Source organism: Candidatus Bandiella numerosa, assembly GCF_029981845.1.
Taxonomy (GTDB): domain Bacteria; phylum Pseudomonadota; class Alphaproteobacteria; order Rickettsiales; family Midichloriaceae; genus Aquirickettsia; species Aquirickettsia numerosa.
The window spans coordinates 772825-787706 of record NZ_CP104164.1 but is presented as its reverse complement, the minus strand read 5'-3'; the positions used below and the strand labels follow the sequence as shown (position 1 = coordinate 787706).

At 31.2% G+C, this 14882-nt stretch carries 15 protein-coding genes and 1 pseudogene; 4 read left to right on the top strand and 12 right to left on the bottom strand.

Going from position 1 to position 14882, the window contains the following annotated elements:
* Positions 1-12: 12 nt before the first annotated feature.
* From cmk to lpxD, 6 genes are read right to left on the bottom strand one after another with little or no spacing between them, the layout of a single operon-like run.
* Positions 13-654, bottom strand: a complete 642-nt coding sequence (gene cmk / locus N3Z17_RS03810) for a (d)CMP kinase (RefSeq protein ID WP_282471415.1) — start codon at positions 652-654, stop codon at positions 13-15.
* Between the two features lie 6 nt (positions 655-660).
* Complete coding sequence (gene ribB, locus N3Z17_RS03805; RefSeq protein ID WP_282471414.1) at positions 661-1260, bottom strand: 3,4-dihydroxy-2-butanone-4-phosphate synthase; 600 nt, start codon at positions 1258-1260, stop codon at positions 661-663.
* Positions 1261-1262: 2 nt separating this feature from the next.
* On the bottom strand, positions 1263-2084 hold the full coding sequence (locus N3Z17_RS03800; RefSeq protein ID WP_282471413.1) for an LpxI family protein: 822 nt from the start codon (positions 2082-2084) through the stop codon (positions 1263-1265).
* Positions 2077-2880 (bottom strand): acyl-ACP--UDP-N-acetylglucosamine O-acyltransferase, encoded by an 804-nt coding sequence (gene lpxA, locus N3Z17_RS03795; protein WP_282471412.1) that lies wholly within the window; start codon positions 2878-2880, stop codon positions 2077-2079. The genes N3Z17_RS03800 and lpxA overlap by 8 nt, the downstream gene beginning before the upstream one ends.
* 11 nt (positions 2881-2891) lie before the next feature.
* Entirely contained in the window at positions 2892-3344 is a 453-nt protein-coding gene (fabZ, locus tag N3Z17_RS03790) for a 3-hydroxyacyl-ACP dehydratase FabZ (RefSeq protein WP_236869952.1), read from the bottom strand.
* 4 nt (positions 3345-3348) lie between these two features.
* A complete protein-coding gene (gene lpxD, locus N3Z17_RS03785) occupies positions 3349-4353 on the bottom strand; it encodes a UDP-3-O-(3-hydroxymyristoyl)glucosamine N-acyltransferase (RefSeq protein WP_282471411.1) in 1005 nt (334 codons plus the stop codon).
* 142 nt (positions 4354-4495) lie between these two features.
* Between lpxD and ykgO the strand changes: the two genes are divergently transcribed.
* Both ykgO and N3Z17_RS03775 read left to right on the top strand, forming a co-directional pair.
* Complete coding sequence (gene ykgO / locus N3Z17_RS03780; protein WP_126044791.1) at positions 4496-4621, top strand: type B 50S ribosomal protein L36; 126 nt, start codon at positions 4496-4498, stop codon at positions 4619-4621.
* A 2-nt stretch (positions 4622-4623) separates the two neighbouring features.
* Positions 4624-5247 carry a ribonuclease D gene (locus N3Z17_RS03775; RefSeq protein ID WP_282471410.1) on the top strand — a complete coding sequence of 208 codons (624 nt, stop codon included), beginning with the start codon at positions 4624-4626 and terminating at the stop codon, positions 5245-5247.
* A gap of 108 nt (positions 5248-5355) precedes the next feature.
* Here N3Z17_RS03775 and N3Z17_RS03770 read toward each other — a convergent pair whose 3' ends face one another.
* The 5 genes and pseudogenes from N3Z17_RS03770 to ygfZ form a co-directional block, all read right to left on the bottom strand.
* Positions 5356-6873, bottom strand: a complete 1518-nt coding sequence (locus tag N3Z17_RS03770) for a M10 family metallopeptidase C-terminal domain-containing protein (RefSeq protein WP_282471409.1) — start codon at positions 6871-6873, stop codon at positions 5356-5358.
* Between the two features lie 137 nt (positions 6874-7010).
* A pseudogene (locus tag N3Z17_RS07625) lies at positions 7011-7184 on the bottom strand (transposase); the annotation flags it as partial.
* A gap of 253 nt (positions 7185-7437) precedes the next feature.
* The gene (gene lepA, locus N3Z17_RS03765; RefSeq protein ID WP_282471408.1) at positions 7438-9237 is read right to left on the bottom strand and encodes a translation elongation factor 4; all 1800 of its coding nucleotides are present in this window, start codon (positions 9235-9237) and stop codon (positions 7438-7440) included.
* A 2-nt stretch (positions 9238-9239) separates the two neighbouring features.
* Positions 9240-10265: a tRNA (adenosine(37)-N6)-threonylcarbamoyltransferase complex transferase subunit TsaD gene (gene tsaD, locus N3Z17_RS03760; RefSeq protein ID WP_282471407.1), complete on the bottom strand. Its 1026-nt coding sequence runs from the start codon at positions 10263-10265 to the stop codon at positions 9240-9242.
* 64 nt (positions 10266-10329) lie between these two features.
* Entirely contained in the window at positions 10330-11064 is a 735-nt protein-coding gene (gene ygfZ / locus N3Z17_RS03755) for a CAF17-like 4Fe-4S cluster assembly/insertion protein YgfZ (RefSeq protein WP_282471406.1), read from the bottom strand.
* A 131-nt stretch (positions 11065-11195) separates the two neighbouring features.
* Here ygfZ and N3Z17_RS03750 point away from each other — a divergent pair, with 131 nt between their 5' ends.
* Together N3Z17_RS03750 and N3Z17_RS03745 are read left to right on the top strand one after the other, a co-directional pair.
* Complete coding sequence (locus tag N3Z17_RS03750; RefSeq protein ID WP_282471405.1) at positions 11196-11726, top strand: shikimate kinase; 531 nt, start codon at positions 11196-11198, stop codon at positions 11724-11726.
* A complete protein-coding gene (locus tag N3Z17_RS03745; RefSeq protein ID WP_345799024.1) occupies positions 11687-12835 on the top strand; it encodes an MBL fold metallo-hydrolase in 1149 nt (382 codons plus the stop codon). Before N3Z17_RS03750 ends, N3Z17_RS03745 begins: the two co-directional genes overlap by 40 nt.
* Positions 12836-13234: 399 nt before the next feature.
* Here N3Z17_RS03745 and N3Z17_RS03740 read toward each other — a convergent pair whose 3' ends face one another.
* Complete coding sequence (locus N3Z17_RS03740; protein WP_282471403.1) at positions 13235-14878, bottom strand: NAD-dependent malic enzyme; 1644 nt, start codon at positions 14876-14878, stop codon at positions 13235-13237.
* Positions 14879-14882 lie beyond the last annotated feature (4 nt).

The following is a 14882-nucleotide window of genomic DNA, read 5'->3' as shown; positions in this document are numbered from 1 at the left end:
TTTCGTTAATAATTAATTATTTTTAATCTTTTTTAATACTATTTTTAGCACTTCATCAATACTGATCTTACTCGTATCAATCAAAAAAGAACCCTCAGCTCTAACTAAAGGTGCGATATTACGACTTGTGTCCCTTTCGTCTCTGATTTTAAGATACTCAAGCACTGATGATAGTTTAATACTTTTTCCGTCTTTTTGCAACTGTTTATACCTTCTATTTGCTCTTTCCTCAATCGATGCATCAAAAAAAAATTTATAATCTGCATTTGGAAAAACAACTGTGCCTATATCTCGCCCATCTATTACGACACCTTGCTTGTTTTTTGCAAATTTTCTTTGAATGTCAAGCAGTGCATTTCTTACACTTTTCAAAGTAGCTATTTTAGATGAAATATCACTTATATTATCAGAATAAAGTTCTCTTAAATCTATTTGTTTATCAAAGTCAATTTTTTTTATTAATTCTGTTACAACATGATTGTCATCCAATGTTGAATTTTGGATATCGCAATAATATGCCACTTTTCTAAACATTAAGCCCGTATCTAAGTAGTCATACCCAAGTTTTTCGGCTAATAATTTTGCAACAGCACCTTTTCCAGATGCAGCAGTACCGTCAAATGCAATTATAATAGTATTAGAGGTATCGTTCATTTTGCATTACTTGATATACTGAACTAGTTTTTCGACACTAGAAATCTTCATACCGTGTTTCTTAGAAAACTTAATCAAATCATTTCTTCTTGCCATGGTACCATCATCATTAATAATTTCGCAAATAACCATCGCTGGCTTTAATTTTGCAAGTTTTGCTATGTCAACTGCAGCTTCGGTATGCCCCCTTCTTTCAAGGACGCCCCTTTCTCTGGCAACCACAGGAAAAATATGTCCAGGAACTTTAAAATCTGCTATTGTTGAATTTTCATTAACCAATTTTTGAATAGTATGCACTTTGTCTATAGCAGACATTCCAGTAGACACTCCCTGCCTAGAATCTATAGAATAAGTAAAAGCTGTTTCAAATTCATCTATATTTCTTCTTGGATGTAGCTTTAAATCAAATTTATTAGCAATTTTTTGGTCAATAGCAACGCATATTAGCCCTCTTGCAAACATAATCATTAAATTGATAACCTCAGTTGTGATATACTGAGCAGGAATAATTATATCTCCTTCATTTTCTCTATCTTCATCGTCAGTAATAATAAAAGGTCTGCCTAATTTAGCTTCTTCAATTATATCTTCAATTGGATCGAACATTTTTAAACTCCGTATATAAAAATTTTATTTTCATTAGCTAGCTCTATAGTATCTTTACTTGCAAGAATAATTGATTTTTTTGCTTCAACAACTATACCTTTATAAGTGTATTTTGCAATATTTTTTATTGTATCTGGCCCTATACAAGGTAAATCCACTCTTTTATCTTGATGAGGTTTACACATTTTGATTAGTACCCCACCGCTACTTCTATTTCTATATTTAGCACACCTGCTGATTAATTCGTTAGTTCCTTCCACCGCCTCCACTCCAAGCACTAAACTTTGGTCAATAATAAGGGCCTGACCCACATCATAAAGTATAATCCCTTTTAGAATGTCTATTCCTCTCTTTATATCAATATTCATTTGCTCATCAATTGGAACGTTCGTCATATTTCCTTTTTGCGTTAAAATATCTTCAATTATTTCATTTGGAGAGATAATTTTAAATCCATATTCCTCTATAAATTTTATTATCGTTAAATAAATGTTATTATCATTGAATCCTGTTTTAATTATCTCTGCGAATATTTTCATCCCAATTTTATCAAAAATTAACTTTGATAAATTAGCTCTATTAACCCTACCTGCAATAACAATTTTGGTTAAGTTATTTTTGTTTAGATAATCAAAAATTTGGCTTATATCGTATGGTTTAAATGAATCATATACAATATCCTGAAAAATTTTTTGATTTATCTCACCTCTTAACCCAATTAATTTTGACCTAATGCCTTTTTTAATGCATTCATCATATACCATTTTAGGTAACAATCCTTGGCCTGCAATTATACCAATACCATCAAAATCTCTATTAATCATTTAATTCCCATTTATGGCTTGGCATACAAAAACCTCTTTTACCATCTTCTTCTAAAAATTTAACTATTTCTCTAGATTCGTCGTTGTCGTAATTGTTTTTAATTATCTTAATCCTTTCGTCAAATCCTTTATTTATATCTTTACCAAAAATTACCTTAAAAATGTTCTTAATACTATTTATAGCATCCTTGGAATAGTTATGTCTTTTCATTCCAACTATGTTTATTCCAACAATTTTAGCTCTATCACCTGCGACACTTGCAAATGGTGCAACATTTTCAACAACAGCACTTACCCCACCAACAATTGCAAATTTCCCAATTCTAACAAATTGATGAACTGCTGCAAGTCCACCAATTATAACGTTGTTACCCAAAATCACATGCCCTCCAAGAGTTGCATTATTGGCAAGAATAACATTGTCCCCCACAACACAATCATGCGCAATATGAGAGCTGATCATTAATAAACAGTTATCACCTATAACTGTTTCCATATTTCCATGTTTTGTACCTGTATTTATGGTGCTATATTCTCTAATAATATTATTTTTTCCTATTATTACCCTTGATTCTTCACCATTATATTTTAAGTCTTGTGGAGGGTAGCCAATGGAAGCAAATGGAAATATCTCCGTATTTTCTCCAATATAGGAAAATCCATCAATACAAACATGAGAATGTAACTTAACACCCTTAGCTAATTCAACATTTCTTCCAATTGTGCAATACGGACCTATAATCGCTTCAGAATGAATTTGAGCACCTTTTTGAATAATTGCAGTTTTATGAATCATATCTATCTATTTTACTCTTTTACCAACATCGCAGAAAAAATAGCATCTGCCACCTTAACATTATCAACTTTAGCCTCACCACTCATTTTCCAAACATTTCTTCGTGCTTGAACCTGCTCAACACAAATATACAAGCTATCACCAGGTACCACCGGTTTTCTAAAGTGAGCCTTTTCTATAGACATAAAATATATTATTTGATTTTCAGTCTTAAAATCTTTATCGTTCACACTTTTTGATGCAAAAACTGCCGCTGCCTGCGCCATAGCTTCAATAATTAATACTCCAGGCATAACAGGTTTTTGAGGAAAATGTCCATTAAAAAAATCTTCGTTAATAGTCACATTCTTTAATGCAATAATGTTTTTATTTAGATTCAATTCTAACACTTTATCTAATAACAAGAATGGATATCTATGTGGTAGTATTTTTTTTATTTCAGAAATGTCCAATACGCTTTTCATATTCTTATTTCATTATTTGTTTTTTTAAAAAGATATTCTGCCTATGCCAGTTATTTATTTTAATTGCCGGATAACCTCCTATCACTTCTCCTTCTTTGATATTATTTACTACTCCAGACTTACCTGCAATCATAACTTTATCAGCTATATTTAAGTGGCCAGCCACACCCACCTGCCCTCCAATCAAAACACTTTTACCAATTTTAGTACTACCTGATATCCCAGTTTGCGCTGCGATTATAGTACCCTCATCAATAACAACATTATGACCAATCTGAACAAGATTATCAATTTTGCAATTATTTTTAATTATAGTATTTTCTAAGGTCCCTCTATCTATGCAACTATTTGCTCCTATTTCAACGTTATCACCTATTTCAACTATACCAACTTGTCTTATTTTTGGGCCACCAGGAATAAAGCCAAATCCATCCTGCCCAATTCTAACCCCACTATATATAGAGCAATTCTTCCCAATTATTGCAAAAATTATTGTTACATTAGATTCAATACTAGTATTTTCTCCGATGATAACATTATCACCTATTATGGTGTTGTGGCCAATATATGAATTTTCACCAATCTTAGCATTTTCGCCAATTACCACTCCTTCACTAATGCAGCAATTTTTGCCAATTGTTGCAGATGGCTTAATGAAAGCTGATTTTGAAATGGCGTGAGACCTTACATTTTTAGGGTAAAATTTATCAATTAGTTTTGCAAAAACAAATTGCGGATTTTTTGTTATAATCGATGCAGTTCCATTCGGAGCATAGGTTTTATCTTCTTGTTTTAAAATGCAAGCCCCAGCTTTGGTATTTTTCAGACTTTCTATGTATTTCGGATTGTGAAAAAATGTAATATCTTGTTTAGAAGCATTATCAAGCGTTGAAATATTGAAAATTAATATTTCACTATCACCTATTACCTCTTGAATGCCCTCTATATCGCTTATCAAATCCTTTAATAAAAAAGGGCCAGTTTTTTTGTGAAAAACTATTGCTCTCATTATATAAAATGCTTAAAAAATGTTTAAATTATAATTTAAACTCATTTTCTATATTTAGAAACCATTTTTGTCTATAAAAAGCTTGTATTTTTTTTAAAAAAGTACTATTTATGTATCTTCAATTGAAGAACTAACAAATAAAATGAAAGTATTATCATCATTAAAGTCTGCTAAGAAAAGAGATTTAAATTGCAAACTAATAAAAAGAAAAGGCAAATTATATGTCATCAATAAGAAAAATCCTAAATTTAAAGCAAAGCAAGGCTAACAATGCAATATGATTATAAATATCATATTGATGATATTCCAGGTAACTTAAACCTAAAAGGTGATTTAGCGATTGATACTGAGGCTATGGGCTTAAACAATCATAGAGATAGATTGTGTTTATTACAAATAGCTGACGAATTAAACGATATTCATTTAGTGCACTTTAAGAGCAGAAATTACAGTGCCCCAAATTTAAAGAAGCTTCTTACTGATAACTCAAGAGTCAAAATTTTTCATTTTGCCAGATTCGATGTCGCAATTATTCAAAAATACCTGGAGATTGATATAGACAATATTTTTTGTACAAAAATTGCATCAAAGCTATGCAGAACTTATACTTGTCATCATAGCTTATTAGAGCTTTGTAGTGAGTTACTTGACGTAAAAATTTCTAAGCAACAACAATCATCAGATTGGGGAGCTTTATCACTTAACAAGAAGCAATTGAACTATGCAGCTCAAGATGTAAAATATTTACATCAATTATATGATAAAATGTGCCTTTTGTTATTAAGAGAAAATAAAATGGAGATTGCGGAAGCATGTTTTAAATTTTTGCCAACAAAAACAAAACTTGATTTATTGGGTTGGCTGGAGCACGACATATTCTCTCATCAATCGTAAAAAAATACTAAAATCAAAGCTAAATTATAGTGTGTAAAATAAACACAAGGTAAATTTGGTGTTAGCTTAAAGACCATTTAACTAACACCAATTAGATAGGTAATAAAACTATATTACTATTTGTTCAGCAGTAAACACCAAATCATAAGCATTAGTAACCTTACCGTCATTCCATTCAATTGTAGCAACATTTAATATCCCTTGCTCTTGTTGCTCATCACTAGCAATTTTAGAGTCATTAAAATTAAAAGCTTTGATTCCAAGGTCTTTCAATGATCTTAGTTCCCCATCTTCCACGTTACCATTACTATTTTTATCTTGCCATATATAAAAATCATTAAATTTATCATCCTTATCATCGAAAATTTGATCCTTGTTAGTATCAAATACTTCAAGCACTACTTCAAAATCTGTTTTTGCATCTTCACTCCACTCTGTCATAACTATATTTTTATGATCAGCATACTTTATATTATCGTTGTAGTTATAAAATAATATCCCATCGTTTTTACCTACCCATGAAGTCTTCGAAATTACTCCATCATATCTAAAATAAGTATTTGAATCTTTCAGGCCTATTAATTCTATTTCCCCTCCATTCTGAAAGGTGATCCCAATAGGCACATGGTCACTATAGTATGACTTATTCAAATTACTAAGTTGTGTTGCAATACTTCTATCTGAATTTGGTATATTTAGATTCATATCTGTAGCTTTTTCATGCCTACTGCAAATACAGGAAATTAGCTTCATAGTAAGCATTCCTACTACATATCCACCTGAAAGCCATGAATATTTACTTGAAACAATATCTTTTAAAAACCCATTATCTTTTGAAAATCCATTATCTTTTAAAAACCCATTGGCACATTGATTCTCTATTTTGTTTTGATTGTTATTGAAAATAAATATTTCCTTAGAATTTTCTGCTATACCTGTGGGTATTGTTTTTTCTATTAGAATTTCTTGAGGATAAAATTCAGTATTTTTAAATGTAATTTGCGAATTATTGCTTTTAGAATCAATATTAATGTCATTGATACTTTGCACACAAGTAAGTTGAGATAAATCTATTTTATCTTCAGATACTTCAAAGTTCACGATGGTTGTTACAGTTTTATTAATTTTTGTACCACCATTATCTATCACAAATATATTCTCCCCAGCATTACCAACCAAGATGTCATTACCTCCTGCACCCCAAATATGGTATCCTTTATAACTATCTGCAATTAATATGTCGTTATTTTCTGTACCAATCAATTGACTACCTGTGTCCGTCTTTTGGTCAGATGTTGGATTGATAGTAACAGTTTTTTCATCACTTTTTGAATTGTCACTATCTGTAATATAGTAATCAAAGCTTGCTTCCTCATTTTTACCAGTCTTCGCAACATATTTTATTTTGTCTAACAGATACAACGAATTTGTCTTTATATTTTTCCCGTCAGTTTTATCAATTAAATCACCTACCTTACTATCCGGTAAAGTTACAAAAGTAACTTTTAATTGACTAGAATTGTCTTCTTTATCTCCTACATAAGATGTAAAGTCAACAATCCCTTCCGTTACATATTGGATAAAATCCGCAGCAACTGGGGCGTTATTTTGATTATTTTCGGTCATATTCTCTCCTAAATTATAAAAATTTCAATGTGCTTAAAATTTTATCATTCACACACTATATCAAGCATATATTTCTACTTATAGTTGTTCAAGTGTTTTTATATAAAAAATGTAAAATAAATAGTTATTCTCACTTTTTAGTTGGCACTTCTAAAAGCATTATAATCACATAAATCTATGAATAATCTCTGGAATAGAGATTCAACTTTAAAGAAGCAATTGCATCTTCTTTTAGCAACTTTAATCTTGTTGTTTAATCCTTCAACAAAATCACTATTTTTTCTATTTTTAAAATAATTTACTATCCCTGCTTTATATTTTCCTAGGGGTCACAATAAATTAGTTAAAGCATGTTATATTCTTTTCTCTATTTTTGATATCCATTTATTAATCTTAGCAATAGATGATTTTCTACTTCCGTGCGCATTGAACACATGCGTGAGTTTTAGTGCAAAGCTATGAGCTTGCTTTAGTTTTGGCGAATATTTATAAAAATTTCTTAACTTTCACTTTTGTTTTAGGGGTTCATTTCACGCAAGGTTATTATCAATAAAAATTGTTAAATTATTTTCCTACTTTTAGAACTGAGATAAACGCACTTTGTGGTATACTGACATTACCAACTGATCTCATACGCTTCTTTCCCTTCTTTTGCTTCTCTAGTAATTTCCGTTTTCTCGTAACATCCCCACCGTAACATTTAGCAGTAACATCTTTTCTTAAGGCGCTTATTGTTTCTCTTGCAATAATTTTTCCACCAATTGCTGCCTGAATCGGAATTACGAACAAATGCCTAGGTATTAATTCTTTTAAATGTTCGCATATTTCTCTTCCTCTAGTATCCGCTTTTGATTTGTGTATTAGCAAACTTAACGCATCCACAACCAAGCCATTGATTAATATATTCACCTTAACCAGATCACCTCTTTGATATGTGTCTAATTCCCAATCACAACTGGCATAGCCTTTAGAGCAAGATTTTAACTTTTCATAAAAATCAAAAACTATTTCATTAAGTGGTAATGTGTATATAAGCATTACCCTATTTCCCACATACGTTAATTCCTCTTGTTTTCCTCTTTTATCAGTGCACAGAGTTATAATAATGCCTAAATACTCATCTGGAACTAGTATTGTTGCTTTTACCCACGGTTCTTCCATATATTCAATATGGGTAGGATCAGGCATATCTTCAGGGTTATGTAGCTCCATCATTTTTCCTGAACGAAGGTATAATTTATATATTACACTTGGAGCAGTTGTAACAAGATCAAGGTCATATTCCCTTTCTAATCTCTCTTGAATTATCTCCAAATGCAACATACCAAGAAATCCACATCTAAAACCAAAGCCTAGTGCTTTTGATGTATCGGGCTCATATTGCAAACTAGAATCATTAAGTTGCAGTTTGGCAATACTATCTCTCAATATTGGGTAGTTACTTGCATCAGTTGGATAAATGCCACAAAAAATTACAGGCTTACTTGGCTTAAATCCTGGTAAAGCATCCTGTATGGGATTTTTTACATCAATAATTGTATCACCAACGTTACAATCTGACACTTGCCTAATACTACCTGTGATAAAGCCAACATCTCCAGCACATAATTCATCAACAATTATTTTTTTTGGATTAAATACCCCTACCCTTTCAATAATATGCTCAGCATCAGTGGACATCATTTTAATTGTCATACCTTTTTTAATGATTCCATCTATTACCCTCACAAGTATAACGACACCCAAGTATTTATCATACCAACTATCAACAAGCATTGCTTTAAGCGGAGATTGAATTTCACCTTTTGGCGGTGGTAGGATATTTACAATGGCTTCTAAAACATCGTCTATTCCTTTTCCAGTTTTGGCAGATATTTCAATTGCACTACTTGTATCAAGACCGATTACATCTTCAATTTGACTCTTTATTCTCTCAGGATCAGATGCTGGCAAATCAATCTTATTTAAAACTAATATAATTTCATGATTATTATCTATTGCTTTATATGTGTTAGCAAGAGTTTGAGCTTCAACTCCTTGAGATGCATCAATTACCAAAATAGAACCCTCACATGCTGCAAGTGACCTGTCAACTTCATAACTAAAATCAACATGACCTGGGGTATCAATCAAATTTAGAATATAATCTTTTCCAGATTTTGACTTATATCTTAATTTAACGGTTTGAGCTTTTATTGTAATCCCCCTCTCCTTTTCAATATCCATTGAATCAAGAATTTGACTAGACATTTCTCTTTCTTGTATATCACCACATTTTTCAATCAACCTATCTGCAAGAGTTGACTTACCGTGATCAATGTGAGCAATAATCGCAAAATTTCTTATGTTATCTAAGTTTGACATTTTTAATATATAATTTCATCTAAATTCCATCTTGATTTTGGCTCAAAATCTAAATTACTTCTAAATCCAGCTTTTAACCTCTCCATTCCAGCATAGGCAATCATTACTGCATTATCGGTACATAAATCAATTGGTGGGTAAAATAGTTTATAGCCTAAATTTTTAACATTTTCACCTAATTTATTCCTTAAATACTGATTGGCAGCAACACCACCAGAAATAACAATATTTTTTGAGTTTGGAAATTTAGAGCCAAATAATTTTAGAGCCTGTAGGATTTTATAATTTATAATTTTTGAAACCGTATATTGAAAAGAAGCACAAACATCAGCTTTATCTTCCTCAGATATTTCCCCTAATTTGTGAATTTGATTTCTTACAGCAGTTTTAAGCCCTGAAAAGGAAAAATTATATTCCGCTTTCTTTAACATAGGTTTTGGAAATTCAAAGGCTCTTTCGTTTCCTTTCTTTGCATATTGTTCAACTATCGGTCCGCCTGGATAACCAATATTCAATAATTTTGCAACCTTATCAAACGCTTCTCCAGCTGCGTCATCAATAGTTCTACTAATTATGGAATACTTTCCAAGCTCCTCAATTATAACTATCTGACAATGCCCTCCTGACACTAAAAGTAACAAATATGGATATTCAATATTTTCTGTCATTTTTGGTACTAATGCATGTCCTTCTAGGTGATTTACAGCTATAAACTTTTTATTCATACATGAAGCAAGAGTTTTGCCATACATTACTCCTACCATAACACCACCAATTAAACCTGGTCCTCCAGTTGTAGCGATTGCGTCTATATCTTTTATACTAATTTTAGCTTCTTCAAATGCCTCCTCCACTAAATGAGGGAGAAATTCTACATGACTTCTTGCTGCTATTTCTGGAACTACACCCCAAAATTTTTTGTGAATATCAATTTGTGAAATTAGTTTGTTTGAAAGAATATGATTATCAGAATTTAAAATTGCAACTGCAGTTTCATCACAGCTAGTTTCAATTCCAAGTATTATCATTAGTTACTAAAATATATTTTTAGCGAAATACTATATCATTCATACTTTTATTCAACATATATTATCAATCTGCCACCCTCAATAGTGCTAATGCGTTATTACCATATATTTTTAATAATGTTCCAACTTTTTTATCATTTTGAATGATATCCTTCTCCTTAATTTCGTAATCATTTATGTTAATACATTCAAGATATTTCCTCCTTATTCCACGGTAATTCATTCTAGCTGTTACTTCCTGCCCAACGTAGCACCCTTTGTTAAAGCTAATGGAATTCAATTTATCCATTCCCAAATCAAGTGGAAAAAATTCACTTGGCATAAAATCTTCTCCAAATTCTGGCACTAAACATCTTAATCTATCATCAACATAAATCTGAAATATATTTGTTTCGGTAGTCGTAACACATTCTTTAGATTGACCAAAATCATACAATCTATATCCTAGAGCCGAATTTCTTGGATCAAGGTAGCAATGCGAATTTAAATCTTCATTGGATATAAACACCTTGATATCTGAATTTTCAATTTGAACATCTGAATGTAATTTATACATTTGAAGTTTATTTTTTATATCCTCCAAAAAAGTTGCGCTACAGTCCAGATAAAAATCTTGTGATAACTTAAAAATAAAAAAATCATATAATATTTTTCCTTGAGGAGTCAACAATAGACTGTACTGCAAGCTTTTTTCATGAATCTTATAAATGTCATTAGATAGAATATTCTGAAGAAATTTAGCAGAATCTGCGCCATTAATCTTGATTAATTTCCTATAATTTAATTTATTAATGTTCATCCTTTACCAAAAAAGTATTATTATATAACGTAAACAAGGCTTCACAAAATAATAATGCTTGAAAATATTCAAAACTATTACTATTACTATAGCATATCAATTTTAATTTAATAATTATTTCATAGAATTTTGTGATAAAGAAAACATTAACAAAGCCAGTAGTTCTAATCGGTATGATGGGAAGTGGAAAGAGTACTGTCGGAAAGAAATTAGCTAGAAAATTGAATCTCCAATTTTATGATAGCGATAAAATTTTGGAAGAAAGAGAAGCTTTAAGTATTGTGGATATACATGATTTTATGGGCGAAAGATATTTTCAGCAAAAAGAAGAGGAAGTAATAAAGGAAATAATAGGATATGGCGTCGTAGTACTTTCTACTGGTGGTAGTAGTTTTATGAATGAAAACATCCGAAATTTTATCATAGACAATACTATATCTATCTGGCTAGATTCAGATTTAGACACCATACATGAGCGTGTTTCAAGGAGAAACACTAGACCAGAGCTTATTGCGTCAGATAATAAAAAGGAATTATTAGAAAAGATGATGAAGGAAAGAGAGCCAGTGTTTAAGCAAGCTAATATAAAAATTGAAAGTGATTTGGAAGCACATCATTTAGTATGTACTATAATAGAAAAATTAGAAGCCTATCAAAAATAATTTATTTATCAATGAAGAGCATAATCTACAAAGCAACTATGCTATTTTTTTTCTTTTTTATTTTGCTTGTACTTGCAATTTTCTTTTTAGCCAAGGAAAATTCTCATAGAAGTTATTATAAGGGATCTGTAACAGATCATTTTAATGGAGAAAATTTTTATAATTTAAAGAAAAATGACACCAAAACAAATGACAAAGTAGTACTAAATTATCTAAAAAATAAATTGCTCGGAAGAGGTGCTGATTGGCCAAATAAAATAGAGGTAAAACAAATACACCCATCAAAAATTTTAGATGTGAACGATGAGGTAATATTTTTTGTAAATCATGCAACCACATTAATAAAAACTTCAAATTATAATATTTTAACCGATCCTATATGGTCTGATTATGCAAGTCCTGTAAAATTTTTAGGACCTATAAGGAGAGCTACAGCTGGTATAAAATTTGAAGATTTACCAGAAATTGATGTGGTATTAATAAGCCATAATCATTATGACCATCTAGATTCTTATACAATTAAAATGCTAATTAAAAACCATGACCCAGTTTTTATTGTTGGTCTAGGAGTTGGAGGAACTTTATTACAAATTGGAGTTAAGAAAGAAAAGATTATAGAGCTAGATTGGTGGGAAAATTTTCATCATAAAGGTAATGTTGCACCAAAAGATAATGTGTTAGAAATTTCTTTTGTACCAGCACAGCATTTTTCCTCCAGATTTTTTGATGATAAAAATACTACTTTATGGGGTGCTTTTACCATAAAGTCGAGTAGTAGGACTATATATTTTGCAGGAGACACAGGTTATGATTCAGAGCAATTTTCGCAAATAAGAAAAAAAATTGGCAAAATTGATGTTTCCTTATTACCAATTGGTGCATATAAACCTGATAGCTTTAGATATGTACATATGAATCCTGATGAAGCAGTAAAAGCCAGCATAATATTAGGGAGCAGTAGTAATATACCAATCCATTATGGAACCTTCATACTTTCCTTTGAAAATTATGATGACCCAATCAATGATTTGTACCTTTCGTTAAAAAACAATAATTTACCTAAAGATCGTTTTACAGTACTTAAAAACGGTGAATATAGTACTAAATAATAATTTTATTGCACAAATTAAACAGCAAAAAAATAGCAAAAATTTAATAAATTTTATATTTCAATTAACTTTAAAGAGCAAAAAAGAATACGGAATAATATTATCAGAATTATCGAACGATTATTTATGGGCGTTTTCCAACATTAAATTTATCTAAAAATAACCCGAGTTGGATTTAAGGAATAATAAATACATTTTTATCAATAACGGATTTGTCTGATCTTAGTTGATAATTTATTAATCCAGCTCTGGTTAATATAGAAAAATGTAATTCCTGGCATAGAGAGAAATGCCACAACTTGGTTATATAGATACATCATCTTTTTTAGCACAGTATTTTACTTTATACTGAACTTAGTAAGAAGTGGCATCCTCATGCTGTATGGATGCTAACCTCAATCACTGAGTATATGCAGTGTATTTCGGTTTATATACCAAATCTTTTATAAAATCTTCATATGAGCTAGGTTCTTTGACTCTTGCTAGATTAGAGGCAAAAATGAGTTTTACAATCTTTATTGCAATTTTTGTTTCTATTTCCAATATATCGGATTGTAATGGATAAAGTGCTCCTTGTTGCAATTGTGATGGTGTTACTTGCTCTGCAAGTGCCTTTGCTGCTTCGACAAACATTTCATCTGTAACTCGAAGAGCCTTAGTGGCATAAATTGCCATACCTATTGCTGGGAAAATATAAAAATTATTTGCTTGCCCTGGTGAAAAAGTACTCCCTTTATATTGCACTGAATTAAATGGAACTCCAGCAGCATAAATCGCTTTACCTTTACTCCAATAATATGCTTGTTCTGCTGTGCATTCAGCGTGCTCTGTTGGATTGGATAATGCTAAGATAATTGGTCGCTCGTTTATTTCAGATATTGCTTCTATTATTTCTTTAGTAAAAGCTGCACCCACAGTACTAAGCCCAACTAAAACAGTAGGTTTAAATTTTTTTATGGCTTTTGCAAAATCACCTCGAACCATTGGCTCATTTGAATGGGCGTACTGTCTTTGAAAATCAAACAAATCTGTTCGTGATTCTTCCAGTAGACCTTTGTTATCAAACATATTAATACTTTGTCTGGCCTCATCAATCGGTATGCAATAATCCTTTACTAAAGTAGAGCAAATAAAATTACTTAGTCCAATAGCTGCTGAACCGGCACCCAAAAATAAATACCGCTCATCTTTTAATGAATTACCCTTAATTTTACAAGCATTTAACATTCCAGCAAGAAATACGCTGGCAGTTCCCTGAATATCGTCGTTATAACAACTAATTTTATTTCTATAACGTTCAAGTAACAGCACTGCGTCTGCACCACCCCAATCCTCAAAGTGAATACAGCAGTTTGGAAATACTTTTTGGACTGCTTCAACAAATTCATCAGCAAATTCATAAAGCTCTTCATTTTTTATTCTAGGCTGCCTTAAACCTATATAAAATGGGTCTTGTAAAAGTCCTTCGTTATCAGTACCCACATCTATGCAAACTGGTAATAAATATTGAGGTGGAACTCCTGCTGCAGCTGTGTAAAGTTGCAATTTTCCTATAGGAATACCCATACCATTAGCACCTAAATCGCCAAGACCAAGAATACGTCCGCCGTTTGTCACACAAATGATACGTACATCCTTTTCTGGCCAATTTTCTAATATTTTGCTTATTTGCCCCTTATGTTTAAATGATATGTACATCCCTCTAGGTTGGCGGTATATATGGTCAAATTTTAAACATGCTTCACCAATTGTTGGTGCGTAAATTATCGGTAAAAAATAGGCTGGATTTGACATTAATGTCTTATAAAATAACGTTTCATTATGATCAAGCAAGTTCATCAAGTATATGTATCTATCTATGTTGTTTAACTTATGACCTAGCTGAATAAAAACGCGTTTTAATTGCAATTCAATAGGCTCAACAGTTTCTGGTAACAAGCCTGTTAGTCCAAATTCCTCTCTCTCTAAGTCAGTAAATGCTGTAGATTTATTTAAAAAAGGATCAAGTAGTAAATCTTTTCCAAACTTATTTATTCTTTTCATGTCC

Bases quoted from the DNA above. Each gene is read 5' to 3' on its own strand.
- N3Z17_RS03745 (WP_345799024.1), top strand. From the start codon at position 11,687: ATGTACTATAATAGAAAAATTAGAAGCCTATCAAAAATAATTTATTTA.
- ribB (WP_282471414.1), bottom strand. From the start codon at position 1,260: ATGTTCGATCCAATTGAAGATATAATTGAAGAAGCTAAATTAGGCAGA.
- lpxD (WP_282471411.1), bottom strand. From the start codon at position 4,353: ATGAGAGCAATAGTTTTTCACAAAAAAACTGGCCCTTTTTTATTAAAG.
- N3Z17_RS03800 (WP_282471413.1), bottom strand. From the start codon at position 2,084: ATGATTAATAGAGATTTTGATGGTATTGGTATAATTGCAGGCCAAGGA.
- tsaD (WP_282471407.1), bottom strand. From the start codon at position 10,265: ATGATAATACTTGGAATTGAAACTAGCTGTGATGAAACTGCAGTTGCA.
- N3Z17_RS03740 (WP_282471403.1), bottom strand. From the start codon at position 14,878: ATGAAAAGAATAAATAAGTTTGGAAAAGATTTACTACTTGATCCTTTT.
- N3Z17_RS03770 (WP_282471409.1), bottom strand. From the start codon at position 6,873: ATGACCGAAAATAATCAAAATAACGCCCCAGTTGCTGCGGATTTTATC.
- fabZ (WP_236869952.1), bottom strand. From the start codon at position 3,344: ATGAAAAGCGTATTGGACATTTCTGAAATAAAAAAAATACTACCACAT.
- ykgO (WP_126044791.1), top strand. From the start codon at position 4,496: ATGAAAGTATTATCATCATTAAAGTCTGCTAAGAAAAGAGATTTAAAT.
- lepA (WP_282471408.1), bottom strand. From the start codon at position 9,237: ATGTCAAACTTAGATAACATAAGAAATTTTGCGATTATTGCTCACATT.
- ygfZ (WP_282471406.1), bottom strand. From the start codon at position 11,064: ATGAACATTAATAAATTAAATTATAGGAAATTAATCAAGATTAATGGC.
- N3Z17_RS03775 (WP_282471410.1), top strand. From the start codon at position 4,624: ATGCAATATGATTATAAATATCATATTGATGATATTCCAGGTAACTTA.
- lpxA (WP_282471412.1), bottom strand. From the start codon at position 2,880: ATGATTCATAAAACTGCAATTATTCAAAAAGGTGCTCAAATTCATTCT.
- cmk (WP_282471415.1), bottom strand. From the start codon at position 654: ATGAACGATACCTCTAATACTATTATAATTGCATTTGACGGTACTGCT.